This window comes from Nonomuraea sp. NPDC049421, assembly GCF_040677005.1.
In the GTDB taxonomy this organism is placed as follows: Bacteria; Actinomycetota; Actinomycetes; order Streptosporangiales; family Streptosporangiaceae; genus Nonomuraea; species Nonomuraea salmonea.
The window spans coordinates 200,300-220,715 of record NZ_JBFAQA010000010.1; the positions used below are offsets into that span (position 1 = coordinate 200,300).

Here is a 20,416-nt window from a genome sequence, read left to right on the forward strand (position 1 = left end):
TGGGCGGCGGGGTCAGACGGCCAGGAGGCGCTGGACGTCCTCCCTGTGCAGCTCCTCGGCCGTGCCGGTGCGCACGACGTGGCCCGCGTCGAGGATCACGAACGTGTCGGCCAGCCGCAGCGCGATGTCCAGGTACTGCTCGACCAGCAGCACGGCCAGCCCCGACGCGTGCAGCCGCTCGATGGCCGCCTCGATCTCCAGGATGATCGACGGCTGGATGCCCTCGGTCGGCTCGTCCAGGATGAGCATCCGCGGCCTGGTCACCAGCGCGCGGGCCATCGCGAGCTGCTGCTGCTGGCCGCCCGACAGGTGCCCGGCGCTGCGCTTGAGCAGCGGGCGCAGCGCGGGGAAGAGGTCGAGCGCCTCGTCCACGGCCGACCTGGGCTGCTTGGCGGCCTCGACGGTGACCAGCAGGTTGCCCAGCACCGACAGCTGCGGGAAGCACTGGTGGCCCTGGGGGACGTACCCCATGCCGAGGCGCACCCGCTCGTGCGGCTTGAGCCTGGTGACGTCGCGGCCGTCGAACGTCACCGTGCCCGCCGTCGCGGGCAGCACCCCCATGACGGTGTTGAGCAGTGTGGTCTTGCCCACGCCGTTGCGTCCCATGACGCACACGAGCTGCCCCGGTCCGACCTCCACCGAGACCCCGAACAGCACGCGGGCCCGCCCGTAGCCGGACTCAAGGCCGGTAACCGACAGCATCCCCTGTCCTCCTCCCCAGGTAGACCTCCTGCACGCGGGCGTCGGCGCTGACCTGCTCGACCGATCCCTCCACGAGCACCTTGCCCTCGTGCAGCACGGTCACCGCCGAGGCGTGCCGCCGCAGGAACTCCATGTCGTGCTCGACCACGATCACCGTGTGGTCGTCGGCGATCTGGGTGAGCAGCTCGCCGGTGCGTTCGCGTTCGTCCTTGGACATGCCGGCGACCGGCTCGTCCAGGAGCAGCAGCCGGGGCCGCTGCGCCAGCAGCATGCCGATCTCGAGCCACTGGCGCTGGCCGTGCGAGAGAACGCCGGCCGAACGTCCGGCGAGCTCTTCGAGACCCGTCCTGGCCAGCGCCTCCTCCACGGCCTCCGACACGCCGTCGCGCCTGCGCGCGAGCGTCCACAGCGGCTTGCGGAAGGTGGCGGCGAGGTCGAGGTTCTCCAGCACGGTGAGCGCCTCGAACACCACCGACGTCTGGAACGTGCGGCCGACGCCCATCCGGACGATCTGGTGCTCCTTCCTGCCGACGAGGTCCTGGCCGCCGAAGCGTACGGTGCCGGCCGCCGGCCTGGTCAGCCCCGTGATCACGTCGATGAGCGTGGTCTTGCCCGCCCCGTTGGGCCCGATGAGGAAGCGCAGCTCGCCCTCGGGCACGGTCAGGTCCACGCCGTCGAGCGCGCGGAAACCGTCGAACACGACCTGGACGTCACGTAGTTCGAGCACGTCGCAACCTCCCTGCCAGGCCCACGATCCCTCTCGGGGCCAGCGTCATGACCAGGATGAAGAGCGCTCCCTGCAGGTAGAGCCAGCCGTCGGCGAACTGCTCGCTGAAGGCGGTCTTGGCGTAGCCCATGACGACCGCGCCGAGCACGGCCCCGGCCAGCGCGTGCCGCCCGCCCACGGCCACCGCGACGACCAGCTCCAGTGACGGCACGACGCCGAGCAGGGCCGGCGAGATGATGCCCACGACGGGGACGAACAGGGCGCCCGCGAGCCCCGCCATACCCGCCGAGAGGGCGAAGGTGACGGTCTTGACCAGGGCAGGGTCGTAGCCGAGGAAGCGCACCCTGTCCTCGCCGTCGCGTACGGCGACGAGCAGCCGGCCGTACCGGCTGTTCACCAGTTGCCTGGTGGCCAGGTAGAGCACGCCGAGTACGCCCGCGACGACCAGGTAGAGGCCGCGCTGGGTGGAGTCGTCGGCGAGGTCCTGGCCGAACAGCTCGAAGAAGTTCGTCATGCCGTTGGTGCCGCCGGTCAGGCCCTGCTGCCCGACCAGCAGGATGACCATGGCGGCGGCCAGCGCCTGGGTGAGGATCGCGAAGTACGCACCGCGTACGCGCTGGCGGAAGACCAGCGTGCCGAGCAGCACCGCGAGCGCCACGGGCCCCAGGACCGCCATCGCCACCGCGAAGACCGGGTTGGCGAACGGCGTCCACAGCGCGGGCAGCTCCTCCACCCCGCTCCACACCATGAAGTCGGGCAGTCCGCCCGGCCCGGCCTCGTGGAGCTTGAGGTACATCGCCATGGAGTAGCCGCCGAGCCCGAAGAAGACGCCCTGCCCGAGGGTGAGCATGCCGCCCTGCCCCCAGGCCAGCCCGATGCCGAGCGCGACGATCGCGTAGCACAGGTATTTGGCGAGCAGCCCGAGCCGGAACGGCTCGAGCAGCAGCGGCGCGGCGATCAGCGCGATCACCGCGATGGTCGCGAAAGGAAGGTTGCGCTTGATCACGTCAGCACCCTCGACCTGAGCACGAACATCCCCTGCGGCCTGATCTGCAGGAAGGCGATGATGACGGCGAACACGATGACCTTGGCCAGCGAGGCGTCCGACCAGAACTCGGCGTAGGAGTTCAGCAGGCCCAGGCCGACGGCGGCGAGCACCGCGCCGCGCAGCTGCCCGAGCCCGCCTGCCACGACGACGAGGAAGGCGTCGACGATGTAGTACGTGCCGAGCGCCGGCCCGACCGGCCCGATGAGCGTCAGCGCCACCCCGGCCACCCCGGCGAGGCCGGAGCCGATGAAGAACGTCAGCATGTCCACCCGGCCGGTGTCGATGCCGCTGGTGGCGGCGAGCTGCCGGTTCTGCACCACGGCCTGCGTCCTGCGGCCGAGGCCGGTGCGCGTGAGGTACGCCCAGACCCCCACCACGCCGGCCACCGCCAGCGCCATGATGAACAGCCGGTTGTACGGCAGGATGCCGACCCCGCCCGCCAGCCACGAGGGGGCGGGCACCTGCACGTTGGGCGCGCCGAACAGGTCGCGGGCGAGCTGCTGCAGCACCAGGCTGACGCCCCAGGTGAGCAGCAGCGTGTCCAGCGGCCTGCCGTAGAAGTGGCGGATCGCGGCCCGCTCCAGGATCAGCCCCATCACCCCGGCCACCAGGAACGCGACCGGCAGCGCGAGCACGAGGTCCTGCAGCAGGAACGCGGTGTAGGCCCCGGCCATGATGAACTCGCCGTGCGCCATGTTGATCACGCCCATCTGCCCGAACGTGAACGTCAGGCCGAGCGCGATCAGCAGCAGCACCGCCCCGATGGACAGCCCGATGGGAAGCTGGTTGACGAAGGCCGACATCACTGACCCGCCGCCAGGCCGCCGGCCCACGGGTAGCCCTTGAGGTACGGGTCGGGCTTGATCGGCTCGCCCGAGTCCCACACCTGCTTGATCAGGCCGTCGGGCTGGATGATGCCGATGCGGGCGGTCTTGTACATGTGCTGGTTCTCGCCGTCGATGGTGACCAGGCCCTCGGGGCGTTCGAGCGCGATGCCGGGCGCGGCCTTCTTGACCGCCTCCACCTCGGTCGTGCCGGCCTTCTTGACGGCCTCGGCCCACAGGTAGACGGCGTTGTAGCCGGCCTCCATGGGGTCGGAGGTGACCTTGTTCTGGCCGTATTTCGCCTTGTACGCCTTGACGAACGCGTCGTTGGCCGCGGTGTCGGTGGTCTGGTAGTAGTTCCAGGCGACGGGGTGGCCGGCGATGTTGTCCACGCCGATGCCGGTGACCTCCTCCTCGGCGACGCTCACCGACAGCACCGGCATGGTGTCCGCGCTGACTCCCGCGCTCTTGAGCTGCTTGAAGAAGGCCACGTTGCTGTCGCCGTTGAGCGTGTTGAACACGGCGTCGGGCTTGGCCTGGACGACCTTGTTGGTCAGCGTGGAGTATTCGGTGTGGCCGAGCGGGGTGTACTCCTCGCCGAGGATCTCCATGCCGTTCGCGGCGGCGTACGCCTTGATGATCTTGTTGGCCGTACGCGGGAAGACGTAGTCGCTGCCCACCAGGAACAGCTTCTTCTTGCCCTGCTCCTTCAGGTAGTCGAGGCCGGGGATGATCTGCTGGTTGGTGGTGGCGCCGGTGTAGAAGATGTACGGCGAGCTCTCCAGCCCTTCGTACTGCACCGGATACCACAGCAGCGCCTTGTACCGCTCGAAGACCGGCAGCATCGCCTTCCTGCTGGCCGAGGTCCAGCCGCCGAACACGGTGGCCACCTTGTCCTGCCTGATCAGCTTCGTCGCCTTCTCGGCGAAGGTCGGCCAGTCGGAGGCGCCGTCCTCCACGACGGGGACGAGCTTCTTGCCGAGCACGCCGCCCGCCTTGTTGATCTCGTCGATGGCGAGCAGTTCGGCGTCGCGGACGGTGACCTCGCTGATCGCCATCGTGCCGCTCAGCGAGTGCAGGAGACCGACCTTGATCTCGTTGGACGAGGCGGCGGGTCCGGCGTCCGATCCGCACGCCGCTAAGGTTGTCACGAGGAGCGCGGGGACGAGCGCGCGGGCAATCGGGCGGGAGATGCGCACAGCCGTTCCTTCCTGCCGACCGGTACTGCGAGAAAGGTGACTCCGCGACATTTCGCCTTTAGATCTCGAAGGTTAATTGGCGATTGCCGAGTCTTCACAAGCGCACATAACCCGTCATGTCAGTGCTCGCCAGGGCACGAAACCAACACGACATCGACCGGCAACAGGGCGGAAACGGCCGGTTCCTATGGTCCGGCCATGCGGCTTACCTCACACGAGCAGGAGCGGCTGCTCATCCATGTCGCCGCCGGGGTGGCGCGTGAGCGGCGGGCCAGGGGCCTGCGGCTCAACCATCCCGAGGCTACCGCCGTCATCGCCTCGTTCCTCATGGAAGGCGCCAGAGACGGGCGCAGCGTGGCCGACCTGATGGAGGCGGGCCGGTCGGTGCTCGGCCGCGCCGACGTCATGGAGGGCGTGCCGGAGATGCTGGAGAGCGTGCAGATCGAGGCCACGTTCCCCGACGGCACGAAGCTCGTCACCGTCCACAGGCCGATCCCGTGATCCCCGGCGAGTACGTCCACCCGGAGGGGACGATCCCGCTCAACCCGGGGCGCGAGCGGGTGACGGTCCGCGTGGTCAACACCGCCGACCGGCCCGTCCAGGTGGGCTCCCACTACCACTTCGCCGCCGCCAACCCCGGCCTCGACTTCGACCGGCGGGCGGCCAGGGGCATGCGGCTCGACGTGCCCGCCGGCACCGCCGTCAGGTTCGAGCCCGGCGTCGAGCGCGACGTGACGCTCGTGCCGCTGGCCGGCCACCGGGTCGTCCCCGGGCTGCGGCCCGAGTGGGCGGGGCCGCTCGATGACTGAGCTGTCCCGCGAGCGGTACGCCGCCCTCTACGGCCCCACCACCGGCGACCGCGTCCGGCTGGCCGACACCGACCTGTTCATCGAGGTCACCGACGACCTGTCCATGGGCGCGGCGGGCGCCGGCGACGAGGCCGTCTTCGGCGGCGGCAAGGTCATCCGCGAGTCCATGGGCCAGGCCAGGACCACCCGCGCCGACGGCGCCGCCGACCTCGTCATCACCGGCGCGGTCATCCTCGACCATTGGGGCGTCATCAAGGCCGACGTCGGCATCCGCGACGGCCGCATCGCCGCCGTCGGCAAGGCCGGCAACCCCGACACGATGGACGGCGTCGACATCGTCATCGGCCCGTCCACCGAAGTGCTGGCGGGCAACGGCAAGATCCTCACCGCCGGGGCCGTCGACTCCCACGTCCACCTCATCTGCCCGCAACTCCTCGACGAGGCCATCGGGTCCGGTGTCACGACGATCGTCGGGGGCGGCACCGGGCCCGTCGAGGGCACCAAGGCCACCACCGTCACCGGCACCTGGTACCTCGGCCGCATGCTCGAGTCCCTCGACGCCTACCCGCTCAACTTCGCCCTGCTCGGCAAGGGCAACACGGTCAGCGCCGAGGGCCTGGCCGAGCAGCTCAGGGCCGGCGCCTCGGGCTTCAAGCTGCACGAGGACTGGGGCACCACCCCGGCCGCCATCGACGCCTGCCTGAGCGTGGCCGACGCCTCCGGCGTGCAGGTCACGATCCACACCGACACCCTGAACGAGGCCGGCTTCCTCGAGTCGACGCTCAAGGCCATCGGTGACCGGACGATTCACGCGTACCACACCGAAGGGGCCGGCGGCGGGCACGCGCCCGACATCATCCGCGCGGCCTCCTACGCCAACGTGCTGCCCTCCTCCACCAACCCCACGAGACCCCACACCGTCAACACCCTCGACGAGCACCTCGACATGCTGATGGTCTGCCACCATCTCAACCCGGCCATCCCCGAGGACCTCGCCTTCGCCGAGTCCCGCATCAGGCCCGGCACGATGGCGGCCGAGGACGTGCTGCACGACCTCGGGGCCATCTCCATGATCGGCTCCGACTCCCAGGCCATGGGACGCATCGGCGAGACGATCATCCGTACCTGGCAGACCGCCCACGTCATGAAGGCCCGCCGTGGGCAGCTCGGCGACGGCCCCGCCGACAACCTGCGGGCCCGCCGCTACATCGCCAAATACACCATCTGCCCCGCCGTCGCCCACGGCCTCGACGGCGAGCTGGGCTCCGTCGAGCGCGGCAAGCTCGCCGACCTCGTCCTGTGGGACCCGGCCTTCTTCGGGGTCAAGCCCGACCTCGTGCTCAAGGGCGGCGTCGTCGCCTGGGCGCAGATGGGCGACGCCAACGCCTCCATCCCCACGCCCCAGCCGGTGCTGCCGCGCCCCATGTTCGGCGCCTCCCCCGTCACCGCCGCCGCGACCTCCCTGCACTTCGTCGCGCCGCTCGCCCTGGAGTCCGGCCTGGCCGACCGGCTCGACGTCCGCCGCAGGCTCGCGCCCACAGCCGACGTACGCCGGCGCGGCAAGGCCGCCATGCCGCTCAACGACGCGCTCCCCCGGATCGACGTCGCCCCCGACACCTTCGAGGTCCGCATCGACGGAGAGCTGATCGAGCCCGCCCCCGCCACGTCCCTGCCCATGGCCCAGCGCTACTTCCTCTTCTGATGAACCCGTCCCTGCTGCTCCTCACCGACTCCAGGCTCCCCGCGGGCGGCCACGCCCACTCGGGCGGCGTCGAGCGCGCCGTCGCGGCGGGCTCGGTGCACGACGCGCCGTCGCTGGCCGCGTTCCTGCGCGGGCGCCTGCACACCGCCGGCGCGGTCGCCGCCGCGCTGACGGCCGCCGCCCGCACCCACGCCGCCGCCCCTGGCGCGCGGCGGTGGGCGGAGCTGGACGCCGAGGTGGACGCCAGGACCTCGTCGCCCGCCCAGCGCGACGCCTCCCGCACCCAGGGCAGGCTGCTGCTGCGGGTCGCCCGCCGGGTGTGGCCGTCGTCCGTGCTGGAGGAGCTGGGACGGGCCGTACGCGATCCGCACCACCCCATCGCCCTCGGCGCGGCGGCCCACGTCGCCGGCGCCACCTCCGAGGAGGCCGCGCTGGCGGCCGCCTACCACGCGATCACCGGGCCCGCCACCGCCGCCGTACGCCTGCTCGGCCTCGACCCCGTCACCGTGCACGCCCTGCTCGCCGGCCTCACCCCCGACCTGTCCGCGATCGCCGCCCGCGCCGGATCCACCTCCGGGTGGGACTCGTTGCCCGCGCACTCCGCACCCGCCCTCGACCTCCTCGCCGAGCAGCACGCCCAGGCCGAGGTCAGGCTCTTCGTCTCCTAGGAAAGGACCCCACCATGGGAGCCAACCACGACGACCACCACCACACGCCCGACGGCCGCGGCCGCGCGCTGCGCCTCGGCGTGGGCGGGCCGGTGGGCAGCGGCAAGACGGCCCTGGTCGCGGCCCTGTGCCGGACGCTCGGCCCGTCCCTGTCGCTGGGCGTGGTGACCAACGACATCTACACCACCGAGGACGCCGACTTCCTGCGCCGCGCGGGCGTCCTCGACGAGGAGCGCATCCTGGCCGTCGAGACCGGCTGCTGCCCGCACACGGCGATCCGCGACGACATCGCCGCCAACCTCGACGCCGTCGAGACCCTCGAATACCGCTTCGGGCCGCTCGACCTGGTGATCGTGGAGAGCGGCGGCGACAACCTCACCGCCACCTTCAGCCGCGGGCTGGCCGACCGGCAGATCTTCGTCCTCGACGTGTCAGGCGGCGACAAGGTCCCGCGCAAGGGCGGTCCCGGCGTCACAACGGCCGACCTCCTGGTCGTCAACAAGACGGATCTCGCGCCGATGGTGGGCGCCGACCTCGGCGTCATGGCGCGGGACGCGGCGGCCGTACGCGGGGAGCGGCCGGTGCTGTTCACCTCGATCCGCCAGGACCCGACGGCCGACACGGTGGCCGACTGGGTCAGGGACGAGGTCCGCGCCTGGTCCCACTCCCACGCCACCCCCATCTCATGAACCCCCTCCCCACCCCCACGTTGCCGGCCACCCGACCACCCGCCTCCTCCGAGTCGCCACCGGCCGGGCCTGGAGCCCCCTCACACCCCGCCGCTGAGACTCCCCCCACCACCGACCCCACCGCCACATCACCTGCCTCCACCGAGACCACGCGCTCCGCGCAGATGGCCGCTGAACGCCGGCCGGCGCGTGGGGCAGGGACGAGGGAGGAGCAGGTGGGGGCCGGGGTGGAGAGCGGCGCGCGGGACAAGCGGACGGTGGCCGCTGCGGCGGCCGGGGGGCGAGGGATGCGGGCGGTGGCGGTGGTGGAGACCGTTGCCGGGGGTGGGGGGCGTACGGTGATGCGGCGGTTGGTTTCCGCGCCGCCGCTCACGTTGCGGCAGACGGGGCCGCACAGCGTGCATCTGGTGTCCACCGCGGCCGGGCCGCTCGGTGGTGATCGGCTGCAACTGGACCTGCGGGTCGCGCCTGGCACGACGTTGGAGCTGGGGTCGGTGGCCGCCACTCTTGTGCTGCCCGGTGACGGGCCGTCCACGATGGTGGTCGCCGCGCACGTCGGTGCGGGGGCGACGCTCAGGTTCGTCCCCGGGCCGACCGTCCTGGCCGCACGCAGCGACCACCGCCTTCACGTGCGTCTCACCCTGGAGGAGGACGCGACGGTGCTGTGGCGTGAGGAGATCGTCTTCGGCCGTCACGGAGAGCCGTCCGGCCGCTGCCATGCCCGCTTCGACGCCACCCGCGACGGCGTGCCGCTGCTCAGGCAGGAGTTCACGGTCGGCGACCCGGCCCTCGACGGCTCCCCCGCCGTGTACGGCAGCGCCCGCTGCGTCGGTACGACGTTCATGACCGCCCAGGCTTCGGCGACGGCGGTGGGCGAGGGCGTCGCCGTCCTCCCCCTGGCCGCCCCAGGCACCCTGGTGTCGGCCCTGGCCGACGACGCCGTCCAGCTCCGCACCCGCCTGGAGTGGGGCGAACGCCAAGCCCTCCCACCCGCCACCCCGTGACCGCACCCGCCCCGGACGGACACCAAGCCCTCAACCCGCCACTCCGTGACCGCGCCCACCCCAGGACGGATGCCGGATGACCAGCCCGCAGCCGGCTGATCGGCCCGCGCTCCTACCGCGCCACGGTGACGACTCCGTTGCGTACGGTGGTGAGGCGACCTTCCCCGGCCTACGCTGATCGTGTGGCCGAAGACCTCAAGCCCGCGCCCACCCGTTCCCGCCTCGGTCGCGGCCCCGCGTTCGCGGTGCTGGTGGCCGGCGCCCTGCTGGCGTGCTGCGCGGTCCTGCCGTGGGCCGGCCTCCAGGCGACCAGCAGCCTGTTCGGCGCCGGCGTGGCCAGCGACGTGCGCGGCATCGACGACCCTCTCGGCGTCTACACCCTGCTGGCCGGCCTGACCGCGGTGGGCTGCGGCGTGGCGGGCCTGCTCGCCCGCCCCCGCCTGGCCGCCCTGGCGATCGTGCCGGGGAGCGTGGCGGTGTTCGTGCTGGTGACGTTCGTGATGGGCGACGGCGGCCTGCGCGACCGCGTCTCCATCCACCTCGGCGACCTGCTGTCGATCGAGCCGGTGATCAGGTCGGGCTGGTTCGCCGCGCTGGCCTGCGCGGTCGCGGTGGTGCTGCTGTCGGTGCTCACGCTGGTGCGCCGCTGACCGCCCGGCGCGCGAGGATCAGTCGTAGAAGCCGAGCCGGCGCAGCTGCTTGGGGTCGCGCTGCCAGTCTTTGGCCACGCTGATGCGCAGGTCGAGATAGACGCGGGTGCCGAGCAGCGCCTCGATCTGCTTGCGGGCCTTGGTGCCGACCTCGCGCAGCCGCTCGCCCTTGTGCCCGATGACGATGGCCTTCTGGGAGGGCCGCTCGACGAACATGTGGGCGTAGATGTCGAGCAGGTCGTCGCGCCCCTCCCTGGGCAGCATCTCGTCGACGACCACGGCGATGGAGTGGGGCAGCTCGTCGCGTACGCCCTCCAGCGCCGCCTCCCTGATCAGCTCACCGACCAGCACCTGCTCGGGCTCGTCGGTGAGCTGGCCGCCCTCGTAGAGCGGCGGCGACTCGGGCAGGTGCTCGATCAGCACGTCGGCGACGACGTCGAGCTGGTCGCCCGACTCGGCCGAGACGGGCACGATCGCCGCGAACTCCGCGATCTGCGACACCGCGAGCAACTGCTGGGCGATCCGCTCCTTGCTCGCCAGGTCGCACTTGGTGACCACCGCGATGACGGGCGTCTTCTTCACGGCCGACAGCTTGTCGGCGATGAACCGGTCGCCCTTGCCGATGGGCTCGTTGGCCGGCACGCAGAACCCGATCACGTCGACCTCGGTCAGCGTGGACAGCACGAGGCTGTCGAGCCGCTCGCCGAGCAGCGTGCGGGGGCGGTGGAGGCCGGGGGTGTCGACGATGACGAGCTGGGCGTCGGGTCGGTGCACGATGCCCCTGATGACGCGCCTGGTCGTCTGGGGCTTGGACGAGGTGATCGCCACTTTGGCGCCGACCAGGGCGTTCATCAGCGTGGACTTGCCGACGTTCGGCCTCCCCACGAAGCAGGCGAATCCGGCGCGATGGTTGTCTGGCGAAGTCACATAGTGCATTGTGGCCCATCAACCGGCGTGTTCACGCCACCAGGCGTAGGCGAGGGGCAGCACGCCGGGTGTCCAGGCGGTGGTGTCGAGGCCGCTCAGCTCCTCTTCGGCCACCCAGCGGCAGTCGTTGATCTCGACGCCGTCGGGCCGCGGCTCGGGGGATCCGGGCGCGAGCCGGCAACCGTAGCCGGTGATGACGTAGCCGACCTCGTGCCCGTTGGGATAGACCGTACGGAACTCGGGCCCGCCGTAGACGCCGACCAGCCCCAGCACCTCGATCTCGACGCCCAGCTCCTCACGCAGCTCCCGCACCACGGCCGCCTCGGGCCGCTCGTCGGGATCGACGCCGCCGCCGGGCGCCGCCCACAGCCCCACGTCGCCGTGGCGGGCCAGCAGCATGCGGCCGGCGTCGTCGAACACGAACCCGGTGACCGACGGCAGCATGAGCAGATCCGTGCCGACCTTCTCCCGCAGCCTCGCCAAGAACGGCGACATGGGCATGTCAGCCTCGCAGGGTGCCGTCGGGGCCGGCCAGCAGCAGCTTGCCCGCACCCAGCTCGGCCGCCACCGCCTCGTCGGCGGGGCTCGGGTCGCCCTCGCTCACCAGCGCCACCGCTTCGAGCGAGCGCGCGCCGCTGGAGACGGCCATGGCCACCGCCACCTGCACGGCCGAGAGCGTGAGCGCGGACAGGGCCACGTTCGTCGCCGAGTAGGTGCGGCCCGTCTCGTCGCGCACGGCCGCGCCCTCGGCGGAGCCGTTGCGCGCCCTGGCGGCGCGGGCCAACGTGATGATCTTGCTGTCTTCGGGATCGAGTGTCACGCGCTCTAGGTTAGGCGTCGACCATGGAGATCGCCGCCTCGACGACCTTACGCGTACGCTCGGTGTCCACGTCGTTCATTCCGGTGTGCACCACCGACACCAGCGTGTCGCCGACGCGGGCGAGCACGACGTTCAGCGCGTACGGGTAGCCGTTGAGCCGCCCGCTGAACCGCGCGCCCACGGCGTCGTCGGCCGCCTGCTGCACCGCCTGCTCGATGGGCAGCTCGTGCAGCCGCATGTCGGTGCCGCTGGAGGTGTGCACTTCGCGGCAGTTGCGCATCGCCTCCGACAGGGCGTCGAGGTGGTCTTCCGCTTCCTGGTTGGCGTACCTGGCGAGGCCGACCCCGGCCTGCTCGCCCAGTCCGTCGCCGAGGTAGCTGACCGCGGCCTGTGCGGTCAGCGCCTGCCCGGGCGCCTGCCCACCGGCCGGTTCCAGCACGGCCCGGCAGTTCCTGTCCGCCTGGCCGAACGGCATCCGCCAGGCCTGCTCCGGCCTGATCGTGAAGCCGTCGGGCAGGCGTGGCTGCTCCTTGCTGACCACCTCGCGCAGTTGCGCCATGGCCTGTGCGTCGAGGAAGCTCTCGGCTCCTCCGCCGCCGCAACCCGCCAGGAGGCAGGTCAGCAGCGCGCAGGCGCCGATCCCTGGTCTTCGTTTCATGGTCCCCCCTTGATCGGTGGCTTCCCCGCACGAGGAATGCGGCAATCCACCGGAGTGACCACCAATACGCAAAAAGGGTGCCCCCGCCCTGATCAGGACGAGAACACCCTTTACGCCGACCAGCGTCGCGACCAGGATCGTGACGCCGTCGCCCCCCGGGATCGTCGTCAGGCCGCGAACCCCACCCGGCCTTCGGACGATTCCCCTGTAGACACCCACCGCACTGGATGTCGTGATACGAGAGTGCCGGAGGCGGCTTGCAGTTGACTTGTAGAACGCTTGCCGTTTCGTCCGCATTCGCCGCCGTCTCGCCCGCTCACCCCCGGCCCGCGCGCACGCTCACTCGCGGCCCGCGCGCACGCTCACTCGCGGCCCGCGCGGGCGCTCACTCCCGGCCGTTGGACCGCTCGCGCTCGGCGGTGGCGGGAACGACCTCGTCCGGCGGCGGTGCCACCCGCCGCACCACCACCGTGCTGATGCGGTTACGCCGCCCGGCCAGGCTCTCCGCCGTCAGCGACAGCCCGGCCACCTCCGCGTGCGAACCCGCGATCGGCACCCGGCCCAGCGCGTGGGCCAGCAGCCCGCCGACGGTCTCGACGTCGTCGACCTCGATCTCGGTGCCGAACAGCTCGCCCAGCTCGTCGACCGGCATGCGGGCGGTGACCCGCATGCCGCCGTCGTCCATGGGCTCGACGCGGGGCGCCTCCTGGTCGTACTCGTCGGTGATCTCCCCGACGATCTCCTCCAGGACGTCCTCGATCGTGACCAGCCCGGCGGTGCCGCCGTACTCGTCGATGACGATCGCGATGTGGATCTGGCGGGCCTGCATCTCCCGCATGAGCTGGTCGATGGGCTTGCTCTCCGGCACGTACGCGGCCGGCCGCAGGATCGACTCGATCGTCTCCTTCCCCCCGCCCTCGCCCGACTCGTGGATCTTGCGGGCGATGTCCTTGAGGTAGGCGATGCCGATGACGTCGTCCTCGTTCTCGCCCACCACGGGGATGCGGGAGAACCCGCTGCGCAGCGCCAGCGACAGCGCCTGGCTGATGGTCTTGGACCGCTCGATGTAGACCATGTCGGTGCGGGGCACCATGACCTCGCGGACGAGCGTGTCGCCCAGCTCGAACACCGAGTGGATCATCTCGCGCTCATCCGGCTCGATCACCCGGCGCTCCTCGGCCAGGTCGACCAGGTCACGCAGCTCGGCCTCCGAGGTGAACGGGCCGTCGCGGAACCCCTTGCCGGGCGTCAGCGCGTTGCCCAGCAGGATGAGCAACTTGGGCAGCGGGCCGAAGATGCGGGTCAGGCCGTACACGATCGGCGCGCTGGCCAGCGCGACCGGCTCGGCGTGCTGGCGGCCCAGCGTACGCGGCATGACGCCGACCACGACGTAGCTGATCACGATCATCGCGGCCGCGGCCCAGAAGTAGGCCCAGCCCTGGTCGTCGAGCAGGTCGATGAAGAGCAGCGTCGCGATCACCGTCGCGACCAGCTCGCAGCTCAGCCGCAGCAGCAGGAGCAGGTTGAGGTAGCGCGGCGGGTCGGTCACGATCGTCTGCAACCGCGCGGCACCGCGCCGCGCCTCACGGACGTATTCGTCGGCACGCACCCGGGAGATGCGTGTCAGCGCCGTTTCCGCACTGGCGATCAGGCCACCGACGACGACGAGCGCGATGGCCGACAGCAACCAGGCGTTCACCGCGGGTTGCGCACCTCCTGCCACGACTCGAGGAGCCGGGACTGCAGTCCGAACATCTCCTTGTGCTCCTCCGGCTCGGCATGATCGTAGCCGAGCAGATGCAGGATGCCGTGGGTGCACAGCAGCTCGAGCTCGTCGGCCGTGCTGTGCCCGGCCTCCTTCGCCTGTCTGGCCGCCACCTGCGGGCACAGCACGACGTCGCCCAGCAGCGCCGGGTCGGCCGGCCCCTCGGACTCGCCGCGCGCGCCGCCTCCGGGCCGCAGCTCGTCCATCGGGAAGGCCAGCACGTCGGTCGGGCCCGGCTCGCCCATCCACTTCTCGTGCAGCTCTGCCATGGCGTCCTCGTCGACGACCACGATGGACAGCTCGGCGAGCGGGTTGATGCCCATCTCGCCGAGCACGTGGGCGGCCAGGGCGACGATGCTCTCCTCGTCGACCCCGGCGCCCGACTCGTTGTTGATCTCGATGCTCACGGCCGCCGCTTCCCTCGCTGCTGGATCGCCTTCGGCTCCTGGGCCGCCTGCGTGGCGTCGTAGCGCCCGTAGGCGTCGACGATCTCGCTGACGAGCTTGTGCCGCACCACGTCGGAGCTGGTCAGCCGGGCGAAGTGGATGTCGGGGATGCCCTCGAGGATCTCCTGGACCACCCGCAGCCCGCTGACCGTGCCCGAGGGCAGGTCGACCTGCGTGACGTCACCGGTGACCACGATCTTCGAGTTGAACCCGAGCCTGGTCAGGAACATCTTCATCTGCTCGGCCGAGGAGTTTTGTGCCTCGTCGAGGATGATGAAGGCGTCGTTGAGCGTGTTGTGGGTGAGGAGGTGGCCCTCGGTGACGTAGAGGGAGTCCTCGGCCGCCACCTGGATGCACACGCACTCGGCGGTGCCGCCCGGCTCGATGCGCGCGATGTGCCGCGTGGGCCTGGTCTCCGGCAGGCGGATGTCGAGGACGTACGCCTCCTCCCGGCTCGCGTGGGCCACGCCGCCGAGCGACCGCACGAGGGCGATCACGTCGTCGCGGAGCCGCTCGGAGCCGGTGGTGAGGCGCGGGCCGTGCCCGGTGCCCGTCCCGGCCGTGACCGTCCCGGCCGTGACCGTCCCGGCCGTGCCCGTCCCGGCCGTGCCCGTCCCGGCCGTGACCGTCCCGGCCGCGTCGAGCAGGCCCTGGAGCAGCGCGAGCCTGATCTCCGGCGTGTTGCGGAGATAGACCTCTGGCACGAACGTCGTGGCCGCCGTACGGCCCGCCAGACCGAGCTCGGTGAGCGGATGGGTGAGCGTCATGGTGCCGCCGGAGCGCCCTGCCGGGTGGTGACCGCTCATGTGCGGCTCGACGTCCCGGCCGTCGCCGAGGAGCAGGCCCAGCGCGTACGGATCCATCGGCACCGCACGCTCGGGGAAGCGGACCGGCGCGGTGAGCATCGGCAGCTCCCACCGGCGCTCGCCGAGCAGCTGCTTGGTCTCCAGCACCCGCCACGGCTCACCCTCGCCGTCGCGGACGGTCCACAGGTGGTCTTCGCTGGCGAGCACGGAGGCGCCGTCGTCGCTGGACAGCCGGTAGATCGTCTTCTCGCCCTGCGGGTAGACCCCCAGCACGGGAGTCGGCTCACCGTCGGAGCCGACGACGAGGTCGCCGACCTCAAGGTCGCCGATCGCCCGCCAGCCGTCGGGGGTCAGCACCTGGCTGTCCACCGGCTGGGCCCGGCCGCGCATGTAGGCCAGCGGCGCGACCTCGATCGTGCCCGCCGCCATCAGCTTGGGGATGGAGTCGGGGTCGACCATGTCGTGCAGCGCGTCGTAGAGCGGGCGCAGGTAGGGGTCGATCTTCTCGTAGAGCGTGCCGGGCAGGAAGCCCAGGCGCTCGCCCGCCTCGACCGCCGGCCGGGTCAGGATGATGCGGTTGACCCGCTTCTCCTGCAGCGCGCGCACCGCCTTGGCCATGGCGAGGTAGGTCTTGCCGGTGCCGGCCGGGCCGATGCCGAAGACGATCGTGTGGTCGTCGATGGCGTCGACGTAGCGCTTCTGGTTGACGGTCTTGGGGCGGATGGTGCGGCCGCGGGAGGACAGGATGTCGAGCGAGAGCACTTCGGCGGGCCGGTCGGAGGTCATGCGGAGCATGGCGATGCTGCGCTCGACCGCGTCGGGGGTGAGCTCCCCGCCGCTGCGCAGGACTTCGACGAGCTCTTCGAAGAGGCGCACGACGGTGCCGCTCTCGTCGGGGCTGCCGGTGACGGTGATCTCGTTGCCGCGTACGTGGATGTCGGCCCGGAAGGCGCCCTCGATGACGCGTAGCAGCTCGTCGCGGGAGCCCAGGAGGCTGACCATCGGGTATTCGTCCGGTATCAGCACCTTCGCTTGAGTCCGCGAGGGAGGTGCTGTGCGTCGGGATTCGTGTAGTTCGGACATGGGCAGGCCAGCGGCCTGATGCCTCCCGGTCTCTTTCGGAGTTCTTCTCCGCCCATCGTATCCGGGGCCAGGCCGATTGCTCGCGTCAATATCGCCGCGCCGATCACCGCGCCGATCACTGCGCCGATCACCGCGCCCGGCCTGGCCAGGGCGTCAGCCGGGCGGCCAGGTGAGGTCGCGCCCGCCGAGCACGTGGGCGTGCACGTGGAAGACGGTCTGACCGGCGCCTGGACCGGTGTTGAAGACGACGCGGTAGCCGCTCTCGGCGACGCCGCCGAGCACGGCGACCTCGTGCGCGGTCTTGAGCACCTCGTCGGCGAGCCCGTCGTCGGCCGCGGCGAGCGCGGCGGCGTTGGCGTGGTGTTCCTTGGGGATCACCAGCACGTGGGTCGGCGCCTGCGGGTTGATGTCCTGGAACGCCAGGGTCCGGCCGGTTTCGTAAACGATCTCGGCGGGAATCTCCTTGGCGACGATTTTGCAGAAGAGGCAATCGCTCACTCGATCAGCCTACCGAGGGCGCCGCCGTCGGTGAGTCCGTTGCGAATCGGTAATCAGCTGTGTCGTGCGCAGGAAGATCCACAAGGTTAGGGTGAGTGTGCGACACTTCAGCAGAAAAGACGATTCAGGGTCGGGCGAGCGCCACCTGGCGAGGACACGACTGGGTAATGCACCCTAAGGAACCGGGGAAACCTCCAGAACCGGAAGAGCGTAAACCCTCTGGGAAGGCCGCGCGTCCCACTGATGTGACCACCGAAACCCTTCTGGCCGACAGGTCGATGGGGGCGGTGCCGGTCGGGTGGGATGCCGACATGGCCGTTACGGCGCTGTACAGTGCGCATTTTCGGTCGTTGGTGCGTCTCGCTGTGTTGCTGGTGCGCGACATAGCAACAGCTGAGGAAGTCGTGCAGGATGCGTTCGTCGCCATCCATGGCGCCTGGCGCAGGCTGCGTGATCCCGACAAAGCACTTGCCTACCTGCGCCAGTCAGTCGTCAACCGGTCCAGGTCGGTGCTGCGCCACCGCGCGGTCGTCGAGAAGTATGCTCCCAAAGGTCTGCCGGACGCGCCGAGCGCCGAGAACGGCGCCATCGGCGAACTGGAACGTTCTGCCGTGATCGAGGCATTACGCGCCCTTCCGACCCGACAAAGAGAGGCTCTGGTTCTACGCTACTACGGTGATCTGTCCGAAGCTGAGATCGCCCACGCCATGGGCATCAGCAAGGGGGCGGTCAAGAGCCACACCGCACGTGGCATGGCCGCCTTGCGATCGGTCCTGGAGAAAATGTCATGACCCAGCCCCCCGACGAGTACGGCGACCTGCTGCGCCGTGCGCTCCGCGCGGAGGCGGACGCGGTCGTGCCCTCGCCGGACGGACTGGAGATCATCCGTGCCCGCATCGAGCGGCGGGGCGTACGCAATCTGTTCTGGTGGCGCGCGGGAGCGGCCGCGGCCAGCGCCGTGCTGGTGGCGGGCGCGATCGTGTTCGCCGTCCCCGGCCTGCGCTCCCAGATCATCGATCAGGCGCCCGTGCGGATCGTGGACGACGAGACGAGCAAGGTGCCGTCCAACTCCTCGACCACCCGGTCCATCGATCCGCCCGCGACCAGCGTGCCGCCCCGTCAGTCGCCGCCAGCGGTGGTGATCCCGGCGACGCCGTCGCCCACCTCGCCCAAGCCGACCCGTAAGGCCGAGTCGACCAGCAGGCCGTCTCAGTCGCCCACCCCCACGCCCACCACGACCCCGTGTCCTTCGGCGCTCGCCGAGGAAGCCGAGCCGCCGTCCGACTGCCCCACCCTCTCACCGTCGCCGACGCCGACACCGTCGCCCACCATGATCGAGACGTCCGCGCCGCCGTCGTGCCCGCCGGAGCAGTGCCCGCCGGACGACGAGATGACCGAGACGCCGCCCGTCGAGGCGACCCCCCTGCAGGACACGCAGACCACGCCCTAGCGGCCCGGCCTTCGCAGGACAGGCCTCAGCGGCTCACCCCCCTGCAGGACGCGCGAACGAGGCCCTAGCGGCTCACCAGCGGCCCGTACGGCTGAACAGCACGGCGGCCGCCGCCACCCCCGCCGTGGACGTGCGCAGCACCGTCGGCCCGAGCAGCACCGGCTGCGCCTTGGCCGCCCTGAACCGCTCGAGCTCCTCCTCCGAGACCCCGCCTTCCGGCCCCACCACCATGACGACGTCGCCGCCGGCCGGCAGCGCCACGCCCGACAGCGGCTCGGCGGCCTCCTCGTGCAGCACCAGCCCGAGCGCAGCCTCCGCCAGCAGCCGCTCGACGCGTGCCGTGGTGGCGAGGTCGGCCACCTCGGGCAGGTGGAAGCGGCGGGCCTGCTTGCCCGCCTCGCGCGCGGTGGAGCGCCAGCGGCCGAGGGCCTTGGCGACCTTGTCACCCTTCCACTGGGTGATGCTGCGGGCCGCCGCCCACGGCACGATCACGTCGACGCCGGCCTCGGTCATCATCTCGACCGCCAGCTCGCCCCTGTCGCCCTTGGGCAGCCCCTGGACGACCACCAGCCGGGGCCGCGGCGGCTCGACGTCGTAGCGGCGCAGCACCTCAAGCCGTAGCGCGTCCTTCAGCGCCTCGCGTACGACGCACTCGGCCACCCCGCCCGCCCCGTCGGTGAGGTCGACCCGCTCACCGGCGCGCAACCGGCGTACGGAGGCCGCGTGCCGCCCCTCGGGGCCGTCGAGCGTCAGCTCGGGCCCTTCGAGGTGCGCGCTCAGGAAGACCGGGGCTGTCACCGGCCGTTGAACGCGTCACGCAGGCGGGAGAAAAAACCCTGCTGGCCCGGTGCGAACTTGCCAGGCGGGCGCTCCTCACCTCGCTGCCTGGCCAGCTCGCGCAGCAGCTCTTCCTGAGCCGCGTCGAGACGGCTGGGCGTCTCGACGTTGACGTGGATGAGCAGGTCGCCCCTGCCGGACTCGTTGAGCCGCTGGACGCCTCTGCCGTACATGGTGATGACCTGGCCCGACTGCGTGCCGGGCCGGACGTCGATGTCCTCGGCGCCGTCGAGGGTCTCGACGGACAGCACGGTGCCGAGCGCGGCGGCCGTCATCGGGATCTGGACGGTGCAGTGGAGGTCGTCGCCGCGCCGTTCGAAGATCTCGTGGGGCCGCTCGACGATCTCGAGGAACAGGTCGCCGGGCGGGCCGCCGCCCGGACCGACCTCGCCCTCGCCGGCGAGCTGGATGTGGGTGCCGTCCTCGACGCCCGCGGGGATGCGTACCTTGATCGTACGGCGGGTGCGCACCCGGCCGTCGCCGGAGCACTCCTGGCAGGGGTTGCGGATGATGCTGCCGAAGCCGCCGCACTGCGGGCAGGGCCGCGAGGTCATGACCTGGCCCAGGAAGGACCGCGTCACCTGGGAGATCTCCCCGCGCCCGCTGCACATGTCGCAGGTGTCGGGGTGGGTGCCAGGCGCGGTGCCGGCGCCGTGGCAGATGTCGCACAGCACGGCCGTGTCGACGGCCAGCTCTCGGGTCGTGCCGAACGCCGTCTCGCGCAGGTCGAGCTCGACCCTGATGGTGGCGTTGCGGCCCCTGCGGGCACGTGAGCGGGGCCCCCTGGCACCGGTGGCGGTGCCGAAGAAGGCGTCCATGATGTCGCTGAACGGGAAGCCCGCTCCGAAGCCTCCCGCGCCGGCGCCCGCTCCCGCGCCGCCGCCGAAGGGGTCGCCACCCAGGTCGTACATCTGGCGCTTGTTCGGGTCGGACAGCACCTCGTAGGCCTGCGTGATCTCTTTGAACCGCTCCTGCGTGTCAGGATCGGGGTTCACGTCAGGGTGCAGCTCTCGGGCGAGCCGGCGATACGCCTTCTTGATCTCGTCCTGACTCGCGTCACGGCGCACCCCGAGGGTGGCGTAGTAGTCGCTGTTTGCCACTTAT

General features: G+C 71.2%; 23 protein-coding genes and 2 pseudogenes. 9 read left to right on the forward strand and 16 right to left on the reverse strand.

All coding sequences use genetic code 11. The annotated features are described in order from the left end of the window. Nucleotides 1-12: 12 nt before the first annotated feature. The 5 genes from urtE to urtA are packed head-to-tail and all read right to left on the reverse strand — an operon-like array spanning nt 13 to nt 4,500. Nucleotides 13-702, reverse strand: coding sequence for an urea ABC transporter ATP-binding subunit UrtE (gene urtE / locus AB0K18_RS19425; RefSeq protein ID WP_355419204.1), 690 nt, complete (start codon nt 700-702; stop codon nt 13-15). Further along, nucleotides 680-1,429 (reverse strand): urea ABC transporter ATP-binding protein UrtD, encoded by a 750-nt coding sequence (urtD, locus tag AB0K18_RS19430; protein WP_364915706.1) that lies wholly within the window; start codon nt 1,427-1,429, stop codon nt 680-682. Before urtD ends, urtE begins: the two co-directional genes overlap by 23 nt. Beyond that, complete coding sequence (gene urtC / locus AB0K18_RS19435; protein ID WP_364915709.1) at nt 1,413-2,435, reverse strand: urea ABC transporter permease subunit UrtC; 1,023 nt, start codon at nt 2,433-2,435, stop codon at nt 1,413-1,415. The genes urtD and urtC overlap by 17 nt, the downstream gene beginning before the upstream one ends. Then, a complete protein-coding gene (gene urtB, locus AB0K18_RS19440; RefSeq protein ID WP_364915712.1) occupies nt 2,432-3,280 on the reverse strand; it encodes an urea ABC transporter permease subunit UrtB in 849 nt (282 codons plus the stop codon). The genes urtC and urtB overlap by 4 nt, the downstream gene beginning before the upstream one ends. Beyond that, nucleotides 3,280-4,500, reverse strand: coding sequence for an urea ABC transporter substrate-binding protein (gene urtA / locus AB0K18_RS19445; protein WP_364915715.1), 1,221 nt, complete (start codon nt 4,498-4,500; stop codon nt 3,280-3,282). Before urtA ends, urtB begins: the two co-directional genes overlap by 1 nt. A gap of 198 nt (nt 4,501-4,698) precedes the next feature. Here urtA and AB0K18_RS19450 point away from each other — a divergent pair, with 198 nt between their 5' ends. The 7 genes from AB0K18_RS19450 (at nt 4,699) to AB0K18_RS19480 (ending at nt 10,022) form a co-directional block, all read left to right on the forward strand. Then, nucleotides 4,699-5,001, forward strand: a complete 303-nt coding sequence (locus tag AB0K18_RS19450) for an urease subunit gamma (protein WP_345399154.1) — start codon at nt 4,699-4,701, stop codon at nt 4,999-5,001. Then, nucleotides 4,998-5,309, forward strand: a complete 312-nt coding sequence (locus AB0K18_RS19455) for an urease subunit beta (RefSeq protein WP_364915719.1) — start codon at nt 4,998-5,000, stop codon at nt 5,307-5,309. Before AB0K18_RS19450 ends, AB0K18_RS19455 begins: the two co-directional genes overlap by 4 nt. Next, on the forward strand, nt 5,302-7,011 hold the full coding sequence (locus tag AB0K18_RS19460) for an urease subunit alpha (protein WP_364915722.1): 1,710 nt from the start codon (nt 5,302-5,304) through the stop codon (nt 7,009-7,011). Before AB0K18_RS19455 ends, AB0K18_RS19460 begins: the two co-directional genes overlap by 8 nt. Continuing rightward, nucleotides 7,011-7,679 (forward strand): urease accessory UreF family protein, encoded by a 669-nt coding sequence (locus AB0K18_RS19465; protein WP_364915725.1) that lies wholly within the window; start codon nt 7,011-7,013, stop codon nt 7,677-7,679. The genes AB0K18_RS19460 and AB0K18_RS19465 overlap by 1 nt, the downstream gene beginning before the upstream one ends. A 14-nt stretch (nt 7,680-7,693) precedes the next feature. Beyond that, on the forward strand, nt 7,694-8,368 hold the full coding sequence (gene ureG / locus AB0K18_RS19470) for an urease accessory protein UreG (RefSeq protein ID WP_364915728.1): 675 nt from the start codon (nt 7,694-7,696) through the stop codon (nt 8,366-8,368). Between the two features lie 215 nt (nt 8,369-8,583). Then, on the forward strand, nt 8,584-9,372 hold the full coding sequence (locus AB0K18_RS19475) for an urease accessory protein UreD (RefSeq protein WP_364915731.1): 789 nt from the start codon (nt 8,584-8,586) through the stop codon (nt 9,370-9,372). 182 nt (nt 9,373-9,554) lie between these two features. Further along, the gene (locus AB0K18_RS19480) at nt 9,555-10,022 is read left to right on the forward strand and encodes a hypothetical protein (protein ID WP_364915734.1); all 468 of its coding nucleotides are present in this window, start codon (nt 9,555-9,557) and stop codon (nt 10,020-10,022) included. A gap of 18 nt (nt 10,023-10,040) precedes the next feature. Here the strand turns inward: AB0K18_RS19480 and era are convergent, their stop codons facing one another. From era to AB0K18_RS19525, 9 genes and pseudogenes are all read right to left on the reverse strand, one after another. Continuing rightward, nucleotides 10,041-10,949 carry a GTPase Era gene (era, locus tag AB0K18_RS19485; RefSeq protein ID WP_364915737.1) on the reverse strand — a complete coding sequence of 303 codons (909 nt, stop codon included), beginning with the start codon at nt 10,947-10,949 and terminating at the stop codon, nt 10,041-10,043. 18 nt (nt 10,950-10,967) lie between these two features. After that, the gene (locus tag AB0K18_RS19490) at nt 10,968-11,444 is read right to left on the reverse strand and encodes an NUDIX domain-containing protein (protein ID WP_364915739.1); all 477 of its coding nucleotides are present in this window, start codon (nt 11,442-11,444) and stop codon (nt 10,968-10,970) included. Nucleotides 11,445-11,451: 7 nt separating this feature from the next. Then, nucleotides 11,452-11,769: a cytidine deaminase gene (locus AB0K18_RS19495; RefSeq protein WP_355419232.1), complete on the reverse strand. Its 318-nt coding sequence runs from the start codon at nt 11,767-11,769 to the stop codon at nt 11,452-11,454. Nucleotides 11,770-11,779: 10 nt separating this feature from the next. Next, the gene (locus AB0K18_RS19500; protein WP_364915742.1) at nt 11,780-12,427 is read right to left on the reverse strand and encodes a hypothetical protein; all 648 of its coding nucleotides are present in this window, start codon (nt 12,425-12,427) and stop codon (nt 11,780-11,782) included. 385 nt (nt 12,428-12,812) lie between these two features. Next, nucleotides 12,813-14,126 carry a hemolysin family protein gene (locus AB0K18_RS19505; RefSeq protein ID WP_364915745.1) on the reverse strand — a complete coding sequence of 438 codons (1,314 nt, stop codon included), beginning with the start codon at nt 14,124-14,126 and terminating at the stop codon, nt 12,813-12,815. After that, nucleotides 14,123-14,599 carry an rRNA maturation RNase YbeY gene (gene ybeY / locus AB0K18_RS19510; RefSeq protein WP_364915747.1) on the reverse strand — a complete coding sequence of 159 codons (477 nt, stop codon included), beginning with the start codon at nt 14,597-14,599 and terminating at the stop codon, nt 14,123-14,125. Before ybeY ends, AB0K18_RS19505 begins: the two co-directional genes overlap by 4 nt. After that, a pseudogene (locus AB0K18_RS19515) lies at nt 14,596-14,931 on the reverse strand (PhoH family protein); the annotation flags it as partial. The gene ybeY and the pseudogene AB0K18_RS19515, both read right to left, overlap by 4 nt. A gap of 891 nt (nt 14,932-15,822) precedes the next feature. Further along, nucleotides 15,823-16,527 (reverse strand): annotated as a pseudogene (locus AB0K18_RS19520) (PhoH family protein); the annotation flags it as partial. A gap of 153 nt (nt 16,528-16,680) precedes the next feature. Further along, on the reverse strand, nt 16,681-17,025 hold the full coding sequence (locus AB0K18_RS19525) for a histidine triad nucleotide-binding protein (RefSeq protein ID WP_364558029.1): 345 nt from the start codon (nt 17,023-17,025) through the stop codon (nt 16,681-16,683). Nucleotides 17,026-17,303: 278 nt separating this feature from the next. Between AB0K18_RS19525 and AB0K18_RS19530 the strand changes: the two genes are divergently transcribed. Next, on the forward strand, nt 17,304-17,816 hold the full coding sequence (locus AB0K18_RS19530; RefSeq protein WP_080047132.1) for a SigE family RNA polymerase sigma factor: 513 nt from the start codon (nt 17,304-17,306) through the stop codon (nt 17,814-17,816). After that, nucleotides 17,813-18,475 (forward strand): hypothetical protein, encoded by a 663-nt coding sequence (locus AB0K18_RS19535; RefSeq protein ID WP_364915750.1) that lies wholly within the window; start codon nt 17,813-17,815, stop codon nt 18,473-18,475. The genes AB0K18_RS19530 and AB0K18_RS19535 overlap by 4 nt, the downstream gene beginning before the upstream one ends. Nucleotides 18,476-18,547: 72 nt before the next feature. Here the strand turns inward: AB0K18_RS19535 and AB0K18_RS19540 are convergent, their stop codons facing one another. Both AB0K18_RS19540 and dnaJ read right to left on the reverse strand, forming a co-directional pair. Next, nucleotides 18,548-19,273, reverse strand: coding sequence for a 16S rRNA (uracil(1498)-N(3))-methyltransferase (locus tag AB0K18_RS19540; RefSeq protein ID WP_364915752.1), 726 nt, complete (start codon nt 19,271-19,273; stop codon nt 18,548-18,550). Then, nucleotides 19,270-20,412, reverse strand: coding sequence for a molecular chaperone DnaJ (dnaJ, locus tag AB0K18_RS19545; RefSeq protein WP_364915755.1), 1,143 nt, complete (start codon nt 20,410-20,412; stop codon nt 19,270-19,272). Before dnaJ ends, AB0K18_RS19540 begins: the two co-directional genes overlap by 4 nt. Between the last annotated feature and the right edge of the window lie 4 nt (nt 20,413-20,416).